This is a genomic window from Mucilaginibacter sp. BGA-UO-ETr-C110 (assembly GCF_059567985.1).
Genome location: NZ_JCAQPB010000002.1, coordinates 5,829,352 through 5,847,814, shown reverse-complemented (window position 1 = coordinate 5,847,814; position 18,463 = coordinate 5,829,352). Strand labels below are relative to the sequence as shown.

Below are 18,463 nucleotides of genomic sequence, written 5' to 3'. Positions count from 1 at the left end.
GCAATAATTATGAAACGTGAGCAATCATTTGAAAACGAGGTGGCGGAATTCGTACAGTTGATGCGCCAGAAAGGTTATCGCGGCAGGTTTCTGCTCGGAAAGATCACCGGCGACAGGCAGATGTCAGTGGGTGACTTGAAAAGCTGTCTCGAAACATTTCTAAAAATATACCAGGAAACCAATGGTAAAAATCAGTTGCTGCAACTGGAAACCAATGCCCCCTATAACGACGACCTGCGGTGCATTTTCAACGTCGCTTTTAAGGAACTGGAAGGTTTCAAAATAAGCAAAATGGAAATTATTGATAGTACGACTACTAATAACAAGGTGTACCGCATCATACATAACAACCAAATTCCGGGCAGTCAGGCAGTGCAGGGACTATTCCCGAAGCCAAAGCCCTGGGACAGGCATGGGAAGGGGCGCAGGCCATTTTAACTACCAAAATCAAAAATTATGAAACGTAGATTCTTAACAGCATTAATTATACAAATAGCAATCGGACTGGCTACTTATAGTGAGGGTACAGGGCAAATATTAAGTCAGAATGCCAAACAGCGCAGATACCTGATGGAGCAGATCGCAGCCCTGAAAGTTTATGAAAATTACCTGAAGAAAGGATACAAAATTGTCAAAGATGGAACCGGCACGATCAGCCGGATCAAGAATGGCGATCTCGGCCTGCATACTGCCCATTTTGATAGCCTTAATACTGTGAGCAGCAAAGTGCGCAATTACGCTAAAGTCAAAGACATTATCCGGCTTCAGCAGCAAATTATTACCGCGCATCAAAAAGTCTATCCGCAGCTGTCCGGTAGCACCCGGCTTACAACTTCGGAACTGATCAGCTTTAATGGTAGTTATGAAGCGATATTAAAACAGGCAGCGGCTGACATGGAAGAATTACAACTCGTCGTTACCAGTGGGAAATTAAAGATGACCGATGATGCGCGGTTACTACTTATCGACCGGCTTTATAAAAGCATGCAGCGACACTTTGGACGGTCGCAACACCTGAACCGGCAAGCGCTGGAACTTGTTGCAAGCCGAACCAGGGAAACAAAAGACCAAAGCAATTTAAAGAATCTATACGGCGGGTAAGAAGCCAGGCAGAAAGTGATAAAAGATAAGTGAAAAAGATATGGTGCAGATAATATCACTTGGTATGGGCGTGCAAAGCACGGCGCTGTACCTGATGAGCAGTATGGGACAGCTGCCGAGAGCGGATTATGCTGTTTTTTCTGATACGGGTAAAGAAGGTACAGGCACATACGCCTACCTCGATTTCCTGCTAGAATGGCAGCAGAAAAACAATGGAATTCCCATTGCAGTACGCAGGGATAAAAATCTTTACGAAGATCTGCTCAATATAACAGACCAACGAAGATTCGTCTCTATTCCCGGTTTCACAAAAAATCCTGATAGTTCTATTGGTATGCTCAGGCGGCAGTGTACGGCTGACTATAAGATCAAGATAGTGGATGACTATATACGTGACCATATTTACGGTCTTCCCAAAGGCTCGCGTCGCCCTGTTACCGCCATCTGGCACGGCATAACCCTTGACGAAATTGAGCGGCTGTCTGCTCCGAAAGAAGCGTGGAAAATCAAAACCTATCCGTTTATCGGTCAGGGCATACACAAAAATGAAATGGCTGACCGCCTTGATTGGGCCAGACCGATGAGCCGTGATGATGTAGTGCGCTGGTACTTGCTGCACGGATTAGCTGTACCGCCTAAATCAAGTTGCGTGTTTTGCCCCTACCAGTCAGACCGTAGCTGGGCGCTGAAGAAAAGAAATGCACCGGAAGATTTTGCGGCGGCGGTAGCCGTAGATGAAGCCATCCGTAACAGCACGAGCAAGGGCATTCATAACCCGGTCTACCTGCACCGTTCCTGCCGCCCGCTGGCCGATGCCGTTTTCGATGTAACAGAAGACCGGTCGTGGGGTGAATGTTCCGGCAACTGCCATGTATAGCGCCGACCGGCATCAATAGAAAAACGCAAAAACAGGCGTGCGCCGGTTTTTGCAGCCAAAGAAATCAGAAAGATTATGAAAAAGATACTGATCATAGTAATGACCCTTGGCTGCAGTATGCAGCTACACCTTGCTGCCGCCCAATCGGCGGAGTTGCAACAGCTGGCGCTTAATATAGAGAAGCTCGCGCAATTTAAGCAGATACTGACCGACTTGAAAAAAGGCTACGAATTAGTCAACAACGGCTATTCCACCATTCAGGGCATTTCCAAAGGCAATTTTAACCTGCATGATAACTTCCTGAATAGTCTGTTGCAGGTAAGCCCGGCTTTACGCAATTACAGCAGGATCGGATCTATTATTAGCAACCAAAGCCATATCCTTTCAGAATATAAATCGGTGTTCAGTTCCGTCAAGGCCGGCAACCGTTTCTCAGCGGCTGAAATATCCTATATGGGTTCCGTCTATCAGCAGCTACTCAGTGAAAGTATGCGGAGCCTCGACGAACTGACACTGGTGCTAACCGATAACCAGCTGCGTATGAGTGATGACGAGCGAATGGAACAGATAGACCGTATCGACCGTGATATGAGCAGTACACTCACTGCCCTACGCAGTTTTAACCGACGAGCATCATCAATGGACGGCCAGCGTGCAGTTATACAAAGATCGCAGCAGAACGTAGGTAAGCTTTATGGCCAGCCGGATAAATAAGTAATCAATAATATAAAAACGTGTGGTATGGAAAAGTGTGTAAGAAAAAAATGGCTACTGGCCTTATTGTGTATGGTGTTACCGATGCTGTCGCAGGCGCAAGGATTCGGAAATAATGTTACCGGGCTAAATGGCCAGTTGGAAAAGCTGTTTGATCAGATGCTGCCATTGTGCAGCAAGCTGATCGATGTTGGCCGGGCAATCGGGGGATTTGCGGCCCTATGGTATATCGGTTTACGTGTATGGAAACACCTGGCGCAAGCCGAACCCATAGATTTCTACCCGTTGCTCAAGCCTTTTGCCATTGGAATGGCAATTATCCTTTTCCCTGCGCTCATCAGCCTGATGAACGGAGTGTTGGAGCCGGTTGTTCAGGCAACTGCGGATATGTCCAAAGACAGTAAACAGGCCATTGAATGGCATATAGCCCAGGAACAGAAATCCTTTTTGATCCCACCTCCCGGCAGCTACCAGGATGGCAATAATAATGATGCCGATAAGTACGGACAGGCCGACGACGGAAGCTCCGGTTCTTCGGGTGGGCTGTTCACCAACTTCGCCTGGTCGGTAATGAAAACCGGCTTTCAAAATATGGTGCGCTATGTGGTAGAACTGATCTATAAAGCTGCCGCCTTATGCATAAACACCGTGCGCACTTTTTATCTGATCGTGCTGGCCATACTTGGCCCCTTAGTTCTGGCGCTTTCGGTATTCGATGGTTTTCATCATACGCTGGCCAACTGGTTCGCGCGGTATGTGCATGTGTACATGTGGCTTCCCGTCGCCAATATCTTCGGCGCGATCATCAGTAAGCTGCTGGCTAATATGCTGGTCATGGACACCGATTTTTATAGCAGCACTACCTATATCATTTTTATGATCATAGCCATCGTGGGTTATTTCACTGTACCCACCGTGGCCGGTTATATCATACAACCGGGCAGTAAGGACACGCTGCTCCATAAAGTATCCGATATGTCCTCCCAGGCCGGTAAAACGGCTGTTATGGCCGCAGTTTAATCACTTAACGCAATTAAGAATTATGTTTCAGCAATTAAAAAATATAGAGACGGCTTTCCGGCATGTGCGATTATTCACTTTCGTGGTCATTGCCGCCTGCGCGGCCACCACCTGCTATACTGTATATGAAAGTTACCGCATGGTTAGCAGCGCACAGCAGACGATATACCTGCTTACCGGTGGCCAGGCGTTGGCCGCCCGCTCATCCGACCGAAAGGATAACATGGAGGTGGAAGCACGCGATCATATCCGGATGTTCCATTATTATTTTTTCACCCTCGATCCGGATGACAAAGTAATCGAAGCCAACATCCGGCAGGCACTTTACCTGGCCGACAATACAGCGTCGCGGCAGTACCAGGATCTGAAGGAGAACGGCTATTACAGTTCGGTCATCTCCGGCAATGTCAGCCAGCAGTTAACAACCGACAGCATACGAATAGACCTAAGCAGTTATCCCTACTATTTCAAATACTCCGGCACCGAGAAGATCATCCGGCCTACAGCTATTGTAACCCGTAACCTGTCAACAGACGGTTACCTGCGCAGTGTGGGCCGTTCGGATAACAATGCGCATGGATTTCTTATTGAACGCTGGCGCATCCTGGATAATAGCGATAAAGACGTACAGAAAAGATAGCAATCATGTGGAACAGGAAAAACAAAACCAAAACATCAGGCTTGACCGACGTGCTGGCTGTAAAGATCGCCGCGAAGCTTCGGATTATGCAGGATCGCATAGTAAGCATACTGAAGGGCTGCGAACGCAGAATGACCATGCGCCAAAAGAAAGCAGTCTTCATATTCTTTGTGATTGCAGCCACGAGTTACTGCAATTATCTGCTGGTTTCCGCCCTGACCGGAACGGCAAAAAAAGACTGGCTTAAACGGTTACAGGACACGACTATCCGTCAGCCAAACAGACCTCAGATTACTTTAAAAAAATAGCATACTTATGGACAATTCATCAGAAAAATTCAACAGAAAAAGAAAGGCGCTGCTGGTCATCCCAATGATCGCCCTTCCTTTTATCACACTTGCCTGCTGGTCGCTCGGCATAGTTGGAAAATCAAAAAACCAGGTTGCCAGCCAGCAACAAGGGCTTAATGTAACACTGCCCAAGCCTCAAATGGACACCGGTTCGCTCGACAAGATGAGCCTGTATAACCAGGCCGGAAAAGACACAACGGCAAATAGTGGTATTCAACAGGACAGTATGGTGGCGGGCACAGCAAAGACTGATTCCTTTATTGCCGGTACTCCGGGCACAGGCACTACGTCTGCCGATGCTAATGAAGCAAAGATAAAGGACAGGCTGGATCAGCTGCAGCAGGCCATTAACCGGCCTCCGGCTTCGTCCACTGGTTATTATAGCGCGCCGGCTTATCCGCCTCAAGACATGGAGGCATACCTCGCCCGTACGCAACAATCGCTCGGGCAGCAAGGCGGCACATCTTCGCAGGACCCGGAAATGGCGCAGATCAACGGTATGCTGGAAAAGATACTGGACATACAGCATCCGGACAGGGTAAAAGATCAGCTTCGTGAACAATCATTAAAGAACAAAGGCCGGGTGTACCCTGTAGGTAAACCTGGGCAGGATGATCGTGCAGCTGTACTGGCGGGGAACCTCAAAAGCAATTTCCAGGTTCCATCGCGCAATGGTTTTTATGATATCAGCGATGACGCAGAAGAAGATTCCGTCCGAATGGCCGCTATTGCTGCTGTTACGGAACAGAATCAGACTGTTACTGCCGGTGCAACGGTAAAGCTTCGCCTGTCAGAAGACATTATGGTGAACGGCACCCTTATACCACGCAATAACTTCATATTCGGTACATGCAGTGTAGACGGCGAACGTCTGAAGATCGAAATCACCAGTGTGCGTTACCATACTTCGCTATATCCCGTTAATCTTTCAGTATATGACCAGGACGGCATAGAAGGTATTCGCATTCCCGGTGCTATTGGCCGCGACGCTTCCAAAGAAGGGGCCGACAGAGCCATTCAAAGTGTACAGCTAATGAGTCTTGACCCTTCGATTGGTGCACAGGCTGCGAGCGCTGGGGTGGAAGCCGCCAAAGGGCTATTCAGTAAAAAAGTAAAACTGGTGCGCGTTACGGTGAAAGCCGGTTATCCGGTATTACTGCTCGACCAGAAAGCTAAACAGGAAAATAATCAGTAACCAATAATTAAATAGCTATATGAAAAAACTAATCATGCTACTGGCAGCATTGCTGCCGGTGTTAGGTTCTTATGCTCAGCAGGTAAGAAATTTTGACCAAAACGCCCAGGTTCCGGCAACCGAATTACTGATCACTGCGCATAAAACTACGCTGCTGATATTTCCGAATACCATTCAGGCAGCAGATCGCGGTGATAGTTACGTGCTTGCCGAGAAGGTAAAAGGCGTAGAAAACGTGCTGAAAGTGAAAGCTGGCCAGAAGGACTTTACCCCGAGCAATCTGCACGTGATTACTGCCGACGGCACAGTATATGACTTTAATGTTAGCTACAGGGAAATCCCTCCTTACCAGACACTCGACCTGAGAAAACAACCACCATACGCCGCTGCAGTTTTTAAAGGTGTATCGCTGAACGGTAAACAGATCGAAGAATATGCGCAAATCGTAGCTGGTAGTAAGCCGTTCTTAACAGGGGTACATGACCGCACGCACGGCATGCGGCTGACAGTGGATGGTATCTATATCAGCAACGACGTACTCTTCTTTCGCCTGTGGGTTAAGAACAATACTGCAATTCCTTTTAGCGAAGGATCGCTGCGTTTCTTTATCCGCGACCGCAAAAAGGCAAAGCGTACTTCCGTGCAGGATAACGAAACGGCTCCCCTTTATGTTGATCATGTTGGCAGTCCGGAGGCAGAACGCGGACAGACAATCATTGTTGCCTTTCCCCGGTTTACCATAGCGGACAGCAAGCATTTTGTTGTCGAACTAACCGAACAGAACGGCGACCGAAATACCACTTGCAAGCTTGATGAAGACAAACTGCTGGAGGCACGCCCCCTGCACCGTTAAAACAAGTAAAGGCCGCATCTAAAGCAATCTCTTACAGTAACCGAAATAAATATGGAAACAGGACAGGAAACAGTTAAACAGGATACACTTACCGGCGAGATCTCGGCCTGGAACGGGCAGGAGCAACAGTTTGGCCAGTTGTTTTCCGAAGCTGCGCTCAAAGACAGGGAATTTCTGAAGATGAAGCTCGGAGAATTCGACCGCCTGTATTTTAAATACGACAATAGGCAGTTAACACGTGACGAGCGGGCACTGCTGACTATGCTCCGCTTTCAGCGCAGAAAACTGGAAAGAACACTATATCCGGGAATCTTAGCACGCGTTGCACACCGGATCACCGCAAGAATAAATGCTGCTATTCGTGCCGGAAAAGAAGCAAAAAACAAAATGGCGTTGCAGCAAGCGAACAAGCTTGATAACGCTCATAGCGTACCGATCCCCATAAAAGATGGCCAAAGGCAACCGGCAAAAATCAGGCAGCTTCCGCAGCTACGGTATAACCAGAAAGCGAAACCCAGGCACAATAAGCACAGGAAAGGTGTGCGCATGTAACCTCAGTTAGTAACCAATAAAAAAAATAAGATCATGAGAGAAGACAATTTTGAGCAGCTCAAAGAGCAGCTATACAAAAAAGGATTTGGAGAAAGCCTCTACCAGGCATTAGAAGAGCAATTGAAATCGGGCAAAGCCGAGTTTTTCCTGGAACATACCGCAAAAATAAAAGATGATGATGTAGCCTATCGCCTGCATTTCAGAAGGGATGACGATCCGGAAAAGGACAAGGTGTATTTCAATTCCTTTGATACGATGATCCATAACAGCCCCGACCTGCAACAGGGGGAAATCAGGCAGCACAATTTCCATGCCCGCCAACTGATCTCGGCAACTGAAGCCCACCGCATGCTTAAATACGGCGAACTCGTTGCGGTAAACAAAGACCTTTTCAACAAAGAAGGCCAGTCTTACAATACCTGGTTGACCCTTGATATTAAAGGGCAGAAGGATGAATACGGCAATTACCCGGTCAACAGCTATCATACGAATTACTACAAGGAAAAGCCTTTTAACCTTTCTGATGCACTTCAGGCGATAACCATACCGGTAAAATTTCTCGACAACCCAAAAATTGCTGCTGACTTCGAAAAGTCATTGAAAAAGGCCAACCTGGTACCGGTGACCATCCAGTTGAACGGCGAAGAAACGCAGGCACGGCTCGCTGTCGATGCAAAAGCAGGAAAAGTAAACCTGCTTGATTCAAAACTTAACCTCATTGAGGAACTGGCACCGGTTCAGGCGCAGCAAACCAATCAACAACAGCCAACCGCTGACGAAAAAAAAAAGACCGGGGCACAGCAACAGAAAGTGAACTGGAGTAAGCCGCCACAACAAAAGCGCAGTATAACTCCCTAATTTATTTTAAGCGCGTGAAACAGGAACAGTTTGACAAGTATAATAAAGCAGCTGAGGATGGGACCATTCCTGATGAGGAGAATCCAATTTTCTTATTTGCCACAACGCCGATCAAATTGCTGATGATGGGACTGAACAAAGAATTCAGCTTTACCGAACTGGCAAAAAGGACTTTGGCTAATCGAGGCTTAAATCTGCAAGGCCAATGGGTCGGCTTTGATAAAGCTGCTGAAAACCTCAAAAGGCAGAAGCCACCAAAGAAAGGTCAAAGACCTTAAGCTTAGCTGGCAATAAAAATCTAACTATTTATGACACCGGAATTAATAAATAAATACCGGCAGGCTGCAAAGGATGGCAGCCTGCCAGATGATGAGAATCCATTGTTACTATTTGCCAATACCAGTACAAACCTATTGGTGCGGCTATTGGAAAAAGATGTTAACCTCGTTACCCTTATCCGCCTTGGCCTGCTGGAACGTGGGGTAAATGAAAAGGGTAAATGGATCGGCTTTGATAAGGCGAAGCAGATCCGGGATAACCTGGTCACCCCTAAGAAGAAAAAGCCGCAAACGGCTGGCAGTTCAAACGCTGAGCTAAAGTCATGAAAAGATTGAGCGAAGACGACATCCAGTGGTTAACGGAGCGATTAGCAGAATTAGGGTTTAGCAAACCCAATATGTTCGAGTATCTGGAAGGGTGTATTGGCATGGATGTAATACCGTATTACCAACGCCAGCGGTTCGGTGACGATCATATGTCCTGGCAATTGCGAATAAAGCTGGACAAAGACACCGGTATGTATTTACCTGAGCATTACAACGCCCTTCTCGTTACAACGCACCCAATTAAACATGGCCAATTTGAAGGAATAGATACCGCTCACCTGGAAGCGCAGTTAAAGTCGATTAATTGGAGCGAGTATAAGCGCCCACCTATTGAGCTGGAAAATATGACAACGCGAACGGTCGATGAAGTTCTCAAGTTACAGAAAAGTAAGAACAAAGACGTGCAGGACATTGCCCGGCGATTGCAGGTACGCTACTGGTTAGACACTCCGGTTGAGCAGCACATCGGTGTGGCCCAACACGTTTACCGATACGAAAAGAGAATGGGTATATCGCTGCATAATACACTAAACGACATCACCGCAAAAGAGGCTTATAACCTTTTGTGCGGACGTGGCATAGTAAAATTCAATCAGCACCCGCTATATCCGAATAGTTTTTACGGTCAGTGGAAACAGCTTGCTGGCGGGCAGTTGAAAGAGTTTCAGGACTTTGATATAACCGGAATGCTAAAAAGCTTAAACATACAAGGATATGAAAATGATCAGATTGGTCTTCAAATCATTCAAGACTTGATAAAAGGCGATCTTTCACCGGTTCATCTGTCAGGAGACGATAAAAATCAGTTGTTCTATGTCAGCGCCGACCCCAAATCGCAATCCCTGCTATTGTTTGATCAGCATTTAAATAAAGTGAACCTGGACACCACTCTTGTAGCTAAAACAAAGTCAACACCCTTCCGACAAAATAACCGCCCAGTTTTGCGCGTGCGGCAAAATCGAAAAGGCAGAGGTAAAGGACCGTCCGTATAGCCGAAATTTTAAGTCGATCCACTATGTATAAAATCAAACAGCGTTTTTTAGAAAAAATGCATCCCTACGGTTTTTATGAAAAAGACTTAGGCGATGCTTACGATCATATGATGCGGCTTCGCACAGATTTTTATAACCTGAATCAAAGCCAGCTTTTTGAAAAAGGCGTAATGATGTATTATCTGACCCTTCACCGGACGGAGAAACAACCGCCTTACCTGCGTAGCTATAAGGCTACACTCCGCTATGTACCGCCTATTCATCATGCAGTTTACAATGGCGTCAATAGCGGCAAACTGGAACAACGACTTTCAGCTTTTAGAAATGAGCACTCATCAGGGTCATTCGATGCTTTAAAAGATGAAGTTGCTGACATCTGGAAACAGATGGAGCGGTTTAGAATGACTGGTGCTGAAAACGCAATTAACATCTTACAGCAATTACAAGTAAAATATTTTCAAGGCACAATTGCTGAGCAGTTTGTTCACCTCGACCTAAAAACGATCCGTTACGACAGAACTTTTGAGTTTCGAACAAATGGGCCGCATCATGACATTAATGCCGAACATGCATATAATCTGCTTTCAGGCAGGTCTGTGAAAAGGCCCGCGATTGGAGAAGAAGCCGATGGCAGTCCACACTGGCTGATCTTAAAACGGCCTGTGATACCTGACCCTTACTGCTCCTTTGTAGAAGAGAGACTTGCGGATTTTGATCTTGGGGAAAGTTTAAATGAAATTATCCCGGTTCAGCCGATGGGCGATGATGAAAAGATCAGGATAGCTGAAGATTTAAGTAATGGCAATATTGTCCCTGTCCGGGATCAACGGACCGAGCGAACTATTTATTTACAGGCTGATCCGGAGCAAAGAGAAATTCAGATCGTAAACAACCCTCCACACACTCTTATAAGAGCTGTCGAAAATCGCGGCTATCATAAAATAAAAACGCGAGGGGGCCAACGCCCCTGAGTAATTCAAAAAAAATTTTTAGTGAAAATGAAATAGTGAAGTATGACAGACAAAAAAATGCGTCCACCGCTGACTTATTATGGTGGCAAACAAACGCTCGCACCGCTTATTATCTCGCTGATACCGGAGCACATCTTATACGGCGAACCATTTACCGGTGGCGGGGCAGTGTTCTTCCATAAGCCGCCTTCTAAATCGGAAGTACTTAATGATACCAACGGCGAGCTGATGAATTTCTATAAAGCTACCAAAGAACAGTTCAGGCCACTACAGAAAATGATCCAACGAACGCTGCATTGCCGGAATGCACACAGGCAGGCAGAAATTGTTTATTACAATCCGGATCTGTTTGATGAAGTGCGTAGGGCTTGGGCAGTATGGGTACTTTCTTCACAGGGGTTCGCTTCAAAGTTGGATGGCCCTTTCGGTTTTGATAAAACTGATAATACTACGTCTAAACGCATTGCTAACAAAAGAGAGAATTTCACCGAAGTGTATGCTCAGCGGCTGGAGAAAGTTGCTATCGAGAATGCAGACGCCTTGTATATTATCGAAAGCCGTGATCATGAGGGGGCATTCTTTTACTGTGACCCGCCTTATATCGGCAGTAATTGCGGTCACTATAAAGGATATACGGAAGCGGATTATGAGGCGCTGTTGCGCCTGCTATCGCGCATTAAAGGGAAATTTCTGCTATCCTCTTATCCCACAGATATATTGGAGCGATATAGCGCAGCCAATGGCTGGTATTCTATCAACCGGGAAATACTGGTAACGGTCAATGCCAAAGGGGGAAACCCCAAAATGAAGACGGAAATGCTAACCGCGAATTATCCAATCACGGATACAAAGTAAGCTTACGATGGAAACAGAAAACTACTATCACAAAAACCTGGAAACAGGCAAGCTGAATATTTATACTACAAAGGAATTCTATCAAAAGCTTGACCTGCAGAAGAAAAAGATTTTCTCACATTATTGTCTCTTTAATAATAAGCAGAAGTGCTGGGTTAGTAAGGCGAAATCAGAGAATGCTGGTTATCTAAAAAGCCAGCTTACCCAGCTTGGGTTTGAAGAGCGAAGCCCCATTGGTGAGAAACTTTCGTTTGAACGGCAGGTTGAAAGAGAGCAGCACCGTGCCGAAGATAGAGCTGAACGGGCTGAGGGTCGAAAGCAAAGTGCGCTATCCGAATCTGATCGCTTGTATGACAAAGCGAAAGAAATGGCTTCTGCAATTCCTTTTGGTCAGCCAATACATGTAGGCCATCATAGTGAGCAACGCGACCGGAACTACCGGGAAAGAATACACAACACGTTCGGTAAAGCATTCGCAGAGCAGGACAAGGCTGCATACTATGCGGAAAAGGCAGAGAATGCTCAATACACCGCATCCGGAAAGAAATTCACCAACCCTAAATACCTGAACAACCGCATCAAAGAATGCGAGAAACACATAAGGGTTCTCGAATTGCGGTTGCAAGGAAAAATGTACCGGCACTCGCCGGAAAGAGAAATCACCCCGGAGGCAAAGGATTTTTACAATGGTCGATTAACAGAAGAACGGGACAAGCTGCAATTCTTCTATGGAAAAATGCTGGCTATAGATCCGGATTGGAAACCGACAACTAAAAAGACGAAAGGAAAAACAAATGGCCAGGCACAATAACAAAAATGGACAGGGCAGAATTGTTATGGTTCATCCGGACTTAACTACTGACCCTCTTAACAGGCAAGGGGCTGTCGGTCGCGTAGGATCAGTTGATGATCCTGACAAGGTAACGATATCTTTTACTGACGGCGTGGCGGGATGGTACGATCCAATGGGATTAATCACTCTCTTACCCCGTCAGGTAATTTCACAGGGAATTCTTTCATGCATAAATGAACAATCAGCAAAAGATCAGCAATGTTTATTGCTGATCCGACGGCTGGTAAATCAAAACAAACATGCAAAAGCGCTGCAGATCGCTATGTTAAACGATACCGCAAAATTTTATTGCACGACTTCATTTGACAAGTGGCTGGAAATGCAGAAAATCTTGCTGGTCGGCAGGGTAATAAAACCCAAACAATAACGCAGCCCGGAAACGGGCTTTTTTTTATTTAGAAGGTGTATTATGACAGAAAAGCAATGTGAATCAGGAACAGTAAGACAACCTTCAGAAAGCGCTGCTAATGAAGTAAATAACCCCATTGAGTTGTCCGAAAATGGACGAAAATTGGTATCTTTAATAGTGAGGATAATTGTTAATGCGACGATAAGACAATGTTATGAAAAAGAGAGCGATCAGATACCTGAGATTTAGTGATAAGCACCAAAGCAATGGCTCTATCGAACGTCAGGAACTATACACTGACCAATGGTTAAAAAACAATGATGTTGATCTTGTAGATACATTTATTGACCGGGGTAAAAGTGCCCGTACATTCGACCGTCCTGACTTTAAAAAGCTGGAGGCGTTCATTCGGAAACATTATAGGTCTGTAGATTTTCTCATCGTGGACCAGTTAGATAGGTTCAGTCGGGATGCAGGCGAAGCGATCAAAATGGTTAAAAAGCTCCAAATGGAATACAACATCCAGATTGTGAGCGTCACAGAGGGAATTACTTACGATTACACAACGCCTGGAAGTTTTTTTAGAACAGGGTTACAATTATTACTTGCGGAAGAGGATAACATCAACCGTAGCGTAAAAGTAAGAGGTGGCATTTATACTGCCAAAGCTAAAGAGGGTCGTTACATCTACAAAAATCCACCTTTTGGTTATAGAAAGGTTGGTGAACGCAAGGAGCGGCATCTTGAAATAAATGAGCGGGAAGCCGAAATTGTACGATACATCTACGACGCGTTTCTAAACGGTGTGCCTCCCTATAAGATCGCGGAGAAAGCTGCGGAACTTGGACTAAAAAGAACAGGGAATGTTGCCATCCAAAGAATACTAAGCTATCCCGTCTATGCCGGCCTCCAATACGTCGAGCCTTATAAGGACTATCCTGGTGGCCTGTTTAAGGCAAACCATGAGCCTATTATTGACTATGTCACGTGGCACAATGTCAAACAGAAACTAACCAAGCCCGAAAAAGAAAAGGTCGTCGTAGAGGACGAACTACCTCTTCGTGGTGTATTAAAGTGCCATTGTGGTAAACCGCTAACAGGAGCGCCGTCTCGCGGTCGCTGGGGTAAATATTACTACTACTATAAGTGCAATAAAACGGTCCACCTTAACCTCAGCGCCACAAAAGCACATGATCAGCTATCCCAGATATTTGATTTGATGAGTTTGCCATCTAATGTCGTTAAAGCCATCAAAAATGAAAGTGAGGATGCTATTAGCCTACGCATCAAAAATGAAAAGACGCTACTTGCGGAAAAGCAGCGCGAGTTGGCCCAGGAGGATGCGAAATTGATGTCTATAGAAGAGAAATGGATTACAAACAAAATAAACCACGAAACTTACCAAAAGTGGTTCACCATCATCACTAATAATCGGATGCAATTAAGCGCAGCTATTGATCGGTTAGGACAAGATCAAAGCAAAGTATATAAAGCGCTTTATGAGAACCTCGAGCGATTAACTGATCTTAATTTCGTTTACAAATGTTCTGATACAACCGAAAAACAGGAGTTAATAAGGCTGGGGTTCGATAACAACCTCTACTATCAAAACGGTATCTATCGAACCCCGACAATGATAGATGAGTTAGCCCACAACTCGTTGATAATGAAAGAAAAAGGATTGCTTATATATGAAAAAAAGCGGGAGAACTTTTCAGTTCCCCCGCTCAGCGGAATGGACGGGACTCGAACCCGCGACCCCATGCGTGACAGGCATGTATTCTAACCAGCTGAACTACCACTCCGTTTTGGGTCTGCAAATATACGCAGCTTTTTGTATTACGCAAATGGTTTTAAAAAAAAACTCATTTATCATGGCTGTATTACTCTTTGAAGGGGTTATCAGGTATAATCAGTTAATACTTACCTCTTCTATAAACAACTCAATATCAGCCCAAACCAAGTGCAAATTCTCCAATATTTTACCTCTGAGATCTTTTAAACTTTTTTTAATTTATTTTACGTCAAAGGTAAAATACTGGCTGCCGGCATCTCCATTTGGGGTCAGTCCTTGTATTAGCCCTATGAATTTCCCGGTTTGATCAGAGGTATAAAACGTCAATTGGCTTGTTCCGCCAGAGTTGATATTGACATTGGGCTGCCAAAATAAAAGATTCCGAAAATCTGGCGTCCGGCTTTTGGCCACCTCATCTGTATCATAAACCGGCGAATAAAATTCCCGCTGCAGCTGCAAGCCTTCGTAATCAAGCACTACCGCGTGCGGATCCATTTCAATTCCACCGAGGTCGCCTTTATAGGTTGTATAGCTTAATATACCTTCATATACAGATGGTCCATAATAATATCTTTCTCTGATCACTTCTAACCTTTTCACCTTTAGCGGGTCAATAGCTATTACTTTATCGATATTAAACACCGGTACATCGTCAAGCATAACCAGGGGATCTCCGTCTAAAAACCCTTTGTCATTCAATACTTTTATATGATATCTTTTATGTGATCGTACAACGTTCACCTCCCTTATATATTCCCGCAATACCTCCTCCATCGTAGTAAAGCGGGTATAGTTATCCAAAAGATAAGTTTTATATGGTGTTCCAAAAAAACCCGAGCTATCAACTCCCGGATCATAAAACTGTTTTATTTTATTGCCTGCATATATGTTTTGTACCTGCATACCCAGGCTATGCTCTTCCAGGGCTTTTTGCATGCCCGGGGTTATATTTATCGAGGGTACCTTATACTTTGTATACTGTTCAGAAAAAGGACTCAAAACATCTATACGGAAGGAGGTATCCCGCTCTGAATTTGTTTGGGCGATGATCTCGCCAGGGCCAAACAGTTGTTTGGTATTAAACACCAACCGACCTAATGAATCACTTCTTGAAGTGTATAGCTGAACTCTTTTCCCTGGAACACTTAAGTATACCAATACCTCCTCGGCAGGATGGCCTGTAACTGCATTAACCACCTTAGCGGTTATTAAATGATCATTGTATTCGGGCAGAAAATTAAGCACCGCAGGCTTATTGTTCAATACATTGTTCCACTGAAATCTTCTCCAGCCCTGCGAAAGCATCAGGTTATCAAGAGCAGCATCCGTTTCTGCGTTAATGTTTTTAAAGTAATAACCTGGAGATTCGATATTTCCGCGTAAATCTGATTTCAGCCAAAGGTAATTCACAATATCGTCCCCATCCGCGTGCTGTAACGTATCGATCCGAAAAACCGATAGAGATAAATTAGCCCGCAATGGATTCCCGGCTGCACTTTTCGCCGAAATATTGATATTAACCTTTTTGCGAATTGCATACTGTGGCTGATCGGCAGATGCTTCGATCAACAATTGTTGTTTAGGGCGTTTAAAATAAAGCCGCTCGCAAACCGGTTGCTTAGCATTGTTAAATATGGTAATGTGCGATATTCCTTCACCGAGTTTTGCTTTATCAATTGTAAAATTGGCTATTCCGGAGTTAAGACTGGCACTTTCAGCTACTTTAACCATTTGCCGGGTATGGGCAAAAAGATATACTTCTCCACTCCCGGTACCCGCGCCACTCACTGTGACCTCCAATTGCCCGCCACCACTGTCTTTCAACTGCATGGTGTAACCCTGGCTACTGATTGCCGGTAGCTCTTTAGAAATCACACTCCCCGCAGCTGTTTTAATAATAGCTTTATACGTAGTATTAGCAACCGGGCCGAACATGAAGCTACCTATCCCAAATCTCAATGGTTCAAACCGGGCTACTGTATCATTATGTTCGTCAATAATAAAGCCTCTGTATACATTCAATCCTGTGCCATTTGGCGTTGTTACCTTAAAAGCTATTTTACTGGTGATACCGCTGATCAAATTTCCTCCTTCAGGGAAAAACTGCACATCGTAACCTGCCTGTGTTTGCTGGGGTACCGCATCAGGTATTCTTAGCGGGTTTACAATAAGAATGGTTTTATCAAAATAATAATCAGGACTGAAGTTTTTCATCCAGTTGGTATATCCTCTTAATTTGTAATTGCCACTATTCAAAGATACCGGGATATATAAAGAGCCGCTTCCCACGCCATTTTTCATGGCAATTTTTGCCTGCAATACAGCATTTTGTTCCCGATCAAGTACATCAATGTATACAACTTTACTTAAACTGATCGATTTATGAACACTGGCATCAACATTATAAATCTTAAACCAGATGATTTCGCCGGGCAAATAAGTACTCTTGTCAGTATGAACAAATATTTTTTCCTGTACAGATTCGTGCCCGTACTGATTAAAGCTATTTTTAATTTGATTTAATACCTGTGCCGGGCAATTCGTGTGCAGTTGCAATAACCCTCCAATCAATAAAGCTATAATCTTAGTAGTCGCCTTAATTTTTTTCATAACCGGTACCTGGTATTTAGTTCTATTTTTATATAGCAATATATTTATCTGTTAATTATCTATCCAAAATGCAGGCTTTTTTACCTTGCCCCGTATGGTACAGTCTGCACACTGAGAGGATGAATAGGTGTATCCCAAGATGGCAGAAGGGCCATATATTGCATTTATTGCTATTCCTCCCCCTTGAATAATATAGAATAATACCTCATTTTGTCCTCCTCCCTTTGGGGAAAAAAAGGCCGAATCGGGCATACCACAATCATAAGGATACTTTTCTATCCAATTATTCGGTAATTGCCCCTTATTGATGTATATTCTTTTTGATTGTGGGTTGGTAACACTTATATACCCAATAACAGGCTCTGTAGGGTCATTTATATTATGAATATTTCCTTGCAATTGAGTAGGCTGCGCATCAAATATACTACCCAATTGCTCGGTATTTTTTTTCAGGTTTTCCCAAAATTGATAACCGGCCTTGGTTAGTGCATACTGTTTTAGTAAAATACTATACCGTAATTCCAGCTTTTCCGCATCTGATGATATGGTGGTTATAGGGCTTTGAAATATAACATCCTGAGTGAGTTTTTCTGATGAACCTAACACTATATTGCTTGATTTGTCATTCGCATAGCAATAATATACTGATTCATCAGCATGCCTGATTCGTACTAAATTACCATCGGCGATAAAGCTTGATTGAAATTTAGCATGAAAGCGCCAGGCTTCCGAGTAGTCCCATCTATAATAGCGGGTAGTATTACTGGCATCATGCGCATTTGCATATATCTGCAGATAGTTACTTTTAGGAGCAAAACCAATACTATCAATAGGCGGCGTTGGCTTTACTACTTCATAATCTGACGCGTATTGCTTGCCATCCGGAGTGGTAATATGTAATCTGTATTTTTGCGAAGGGTCAAGATGCATTGGGCCAATATCGTATGTACCATTCCCCTCCGACTGCAAAGGGTAACTACCTCCCTGTTCTCCTTCTACTGCCACGGTATAATTGGTCATTAGTTGTGTGCTTACACTTTCAGATAACTTCACCGTTCTGCTTAGGTTAATTATAGTAGAGTCGTTACCACTATTAATTACTCCTTCAACAACCAGGTAGTGGTTATCGCTACTTACAATGGGTGGGTTATATGGCTTCTTACAGCTTATCACAACCCCTATTACCACAAATAAGTACCATATATATTTACTTTTACTCATGTTGCTTTTCATTTTACTACCAATAGGTTTTTGTTCAATTTTTGTAAAACTT

Annotated in this window: 20 protein-coding genes, 1 tRNA gene and 1 pseudogene; 19 read left to right on the top strand and 3 right to left on the bottom strand. The window is 44.5% G+C overall.

Going from position 1 to position 18,463, the window contains the following annotated elements:
- Positions 1 to 9 precede the first annotated feature (9 nt).
- The 19 genes and pseudogenes from AC57BQ_RS25260 to AC57BQ_RS25170 form a co-directional block, all read left to right on the top strand.
- Positions 10 to 438 carry a hypothetical protein gene (locus AC57BQ_RS25260; RefSeq protein WP_496408881.1) on the top strand — a complete coding sequence of 143 codons (429 nt, stop codon included), beginning with the start codon at positions 10 to 12 and terminating at the stop codon, positions 436 to 438.
- Between the two features lie 18 nt (positions 439 to 456).
- Positions 457 to 1,101, top strand: a complete 645-nt coding sequence (locus tag AC57BQ_RS25255) for a hypothetical protein (protein WP_496408880.1) — start codon at positions 457 to 459, stop codon at positions 1,099 to 1,101.
- A gap of 40 nt (positions 1,102 to 1,141) precedes the next feature.
- The gene (locus tag AC57BQ_RS25250; RefSeq protein WP_496408879.1) at positions 1,142 to 1,978 is read left to right on the top strand and encodes a hypothetical protein; all 837 of its coding nucleotides are present in this window, start codon (positions 1,142 to 1,144) and stop codon (positions 1,976 to 1,978) included.
- A gap of 75 nt (positions 1,979 to 2,053) precedes the next feature.
- Positions 2,054 to 2,692 carry a TerB family tellurite resistance protein gene (locus tag AC57BQ_RS25245; RefSeq protein WP_496408878.1) on the top strand — a complete coding sequence of 213 codons (639 nt, stop codon included), beginning with the start codon at positions 2,054 to 2,056 and terminating at the stop codon, positions 2,690 to 2,692.
- Positions 2,693 to 2,719: 27 nt separating this feature from the next.
- Positions 2,720 to 3,712, top strand: coding sequence for a conjugative transposon protein TraJ (gene traJ / locus AC57BQ_RS25240; RefSeq protein ID WP_496408877.1), 993 nt, complete (start codon positions 2,720 to 2,722; stop codon positions 3,710 to 3,712).
- A 22-nt stretch (positions 3,713 to 3,734) separates the two neighbouring features.
- The gene (gene traK, locus AC57BQ_RS25235; protein ID WP_496408876.1) at positions 3,735 to 4,352 is read left to right on the top strand and encodes a conjugative transposon protein TraK; all 618 of its coding nucleotides are present in this window, start codon (positions 3,735 to 3,737) and stop codon (positions 4,350 to 4,352) included.
- 5 nt (positions 4,353 to 4,357) lie between these two features.
- Positions 4,358 to 4,660, top strand: coding sequence for a hypothetical protein (locus tag AC57BQ_RS25230; protein ID WP_496408875.1), 303 nt, complete (start codon positions 4,358 to 4,360; stop codon positions 4,658 to 4,660).
- A gap of 7 nt (positions 4,661 to 4,667) precedes the next feature.
- Positions 4,668 to 5,897 carry a conjugative transposon protein TraM gene (gene traM, locus AC57BQ_RS25225; RefSeq protein ID WP_496408874.1) on the top strand — a complete coding sequence of 410 codons (1,230 nt, stop codon included), beginning with the start codon at positions 4,668 to 4,670 and terminating at the stop codon, positions 5,895 to 5,897.
- Positions 5,898 to 5,916: 19 nt separating this feature from the next.
- Complete coding sequence (gene traN / locus AC57BQ_RS25220) at positions 5,917 to 6,750, top strand: conjugative transposon protein TraN (RefSeq protein ID WP_496408873.1); 834 nt, start codon at positions 5,917 to 5,919, stop codon at positions 6,748 to 6,750.
- Between the two features lie 51 nt (positions 6,751 to 6,801).
- Positions 6,802 to 7,302: a hypothetical protein gene (locus tag AC57BQ_RS25215; protein ID WP_496408872.1), complete on the top strand. Its 501-nt coding sequence runs from the start codon at positions 6,802 to 6,804 to the stop codon at positions 7,300 to 7,302.
- A 33-nt stretch (positions 7,303 to 7,335) separates the two neighbouring features.
- The gene (locus tag AC57BQ_RS25210; protein ID WP_496408871.1) at positions 7,336 to 8,160 is read left to right on the top strand and encodes a hypothetical protein; all 825 of its coding nucleotides are present in this window, start codon (positions 7,336 to 7,338) and stop codon (positions 8,158 to 8,160) included.
- Positions 8,161 to 8,174: 14 nt separating this feature from the next.
- Entirely contained in the window at positions 8,175 to 8,438 is a 264-nt protein-coding gene (locus AC57BQ_RS25205; protein ID WP_496408870.1) for a hypothetical protein, read from the top strand.
- A 30-nt stretch (positions 8,439 to 8,468) separates the two neighbouring features.
- The gene (locus AC57BQ_RS25200; RefSeq protein WP_496408869.1) at positions 8,469 to 8,765 is read left to right on the top strand and encodes a hypothetical protein; all 297 of its coding nucleotides are present in this window, start codon (positions 8,469 to 8,471) and stop codon (positions 8,763 to 8,765) included.
- Positions 8,762 to 9,757 carry a hypothetical protein gene (locus AC57BQ_RS25195; protein WP_496408868.1) on the top strand — a complete coding sequence of 332 codons (996 nt, stop codon included), beginning with the start codon at positions 8,762 to 8,764 and terminating at the stop codon, positions 9,755 to 9,757. The genes AC57BQ_RS25200 and AC57BQ_RS25195 overlap by 4 nt, the downstream gene beginning before the upstream one ends.
- 23 nt (positions 9,758 to 9,780) lie before the next feature.
- Positions 9,781 to 10,728 (top strand): hypothetical protein, encoded by a 948-nt coding sequence (locus tag AC57BQ_RS25190; protein WP_496408867.1) that lies wholly within the window; start codon positions 9,781 to 9,783, stop codon positions 10,726 to 10,728.
- A 42-nt stretch (positions 10,729 to 10,770) separates the two neighbouring features.
- The gene (locus AC57BQ_RS25185; RefSeq protein ID WP_496408866.1) at positions 10,771 to 11,583 is read left to right on the top strand and encodes a DNA adenine methylase; all 813 of its coding nucleotides are present in this window, start codon (positions 10,771 to 10,773) and stop codon (positions 11,581 to 11,583) included.
- 7 nt (positions 11,584 to 11,590) lie between these two features.
- Positions 11,591 to 12,394 (top strand): DUF3560 domain-containing protein, encoded by an 804-nt coding sequence (locus AC57BQ_RS25180; protein WP_496408865.1) that lies wholly within the window; start codon positions 11,591 to 11,593, stop codon positions 12,392 to 12,394.
- Positions 12,378 to 12,803, top strand: a complete 426-nt coding sequence (locus AC57BQ_RS25175; protein ID WP_496408864.1) for a hypothetical protein — start codon at positions 12,378 to 12,380, stop codon at positions 12,801 to 12,803. Before AC57BQ_RS25180 ends, AC57BQ_RS25175 begins: the two co-directional genes overlap by 17 nt.
- 196 nt (positions 12,804 to 12,999) lie before the next feature.
- Positions 13,000 to 13,791, top strand: a pseudogene (locus AC57BQ_RS25170) (recombinase family protein); the annotation flags it as partial.
- Positions 13,792 to 14,516: 725 nt separating this feature from the next.
- Here AC57BQ_RS25170 and AC57BQ_RS25165 read toward each other — a convergent pair.
- From AC57BQ_RS25165 to AC57BQ_RS25155, 3 genes are all read right to left on the bottom strand, one after another.
- A tRNA-Asp gene (locus AC57BQ_RS25165) sits at positions 14,517 to 14,590 on the bottom strand.
- A gap of 209 nt (positions 14,591 to 14,799) precedes the next feature.
- The gene (locus AC57BQ_RS25160; protein ID WP_496408863.1) at positions 14,800 to 17,190 is read right to left on the bottom strand and encodes a hypothetical protein; all 2,391 of its coding nucleotides are present in this window, start codon (positions 17,188 to 17,190) and stop codon (positions 14,800 to 14,802) included.
- A gap of 51 nt (positions 17,191 to 17,241) precedes the next feature.
- Positions 17,242 to 18,411 (bottom strand): DUF4249 domain-containing protein, encoded by a 1,170-nt coding sequence (locus AC57BQ_RS25155; RefSeq protein WP_496408862.1) that lies wholly within the window; start codon positions 18,409 to 18,411, stop codon positions 17,242 to 17,244.
- Positions 18,412 to 18,463: the final 52 nt, after the last annotated feature.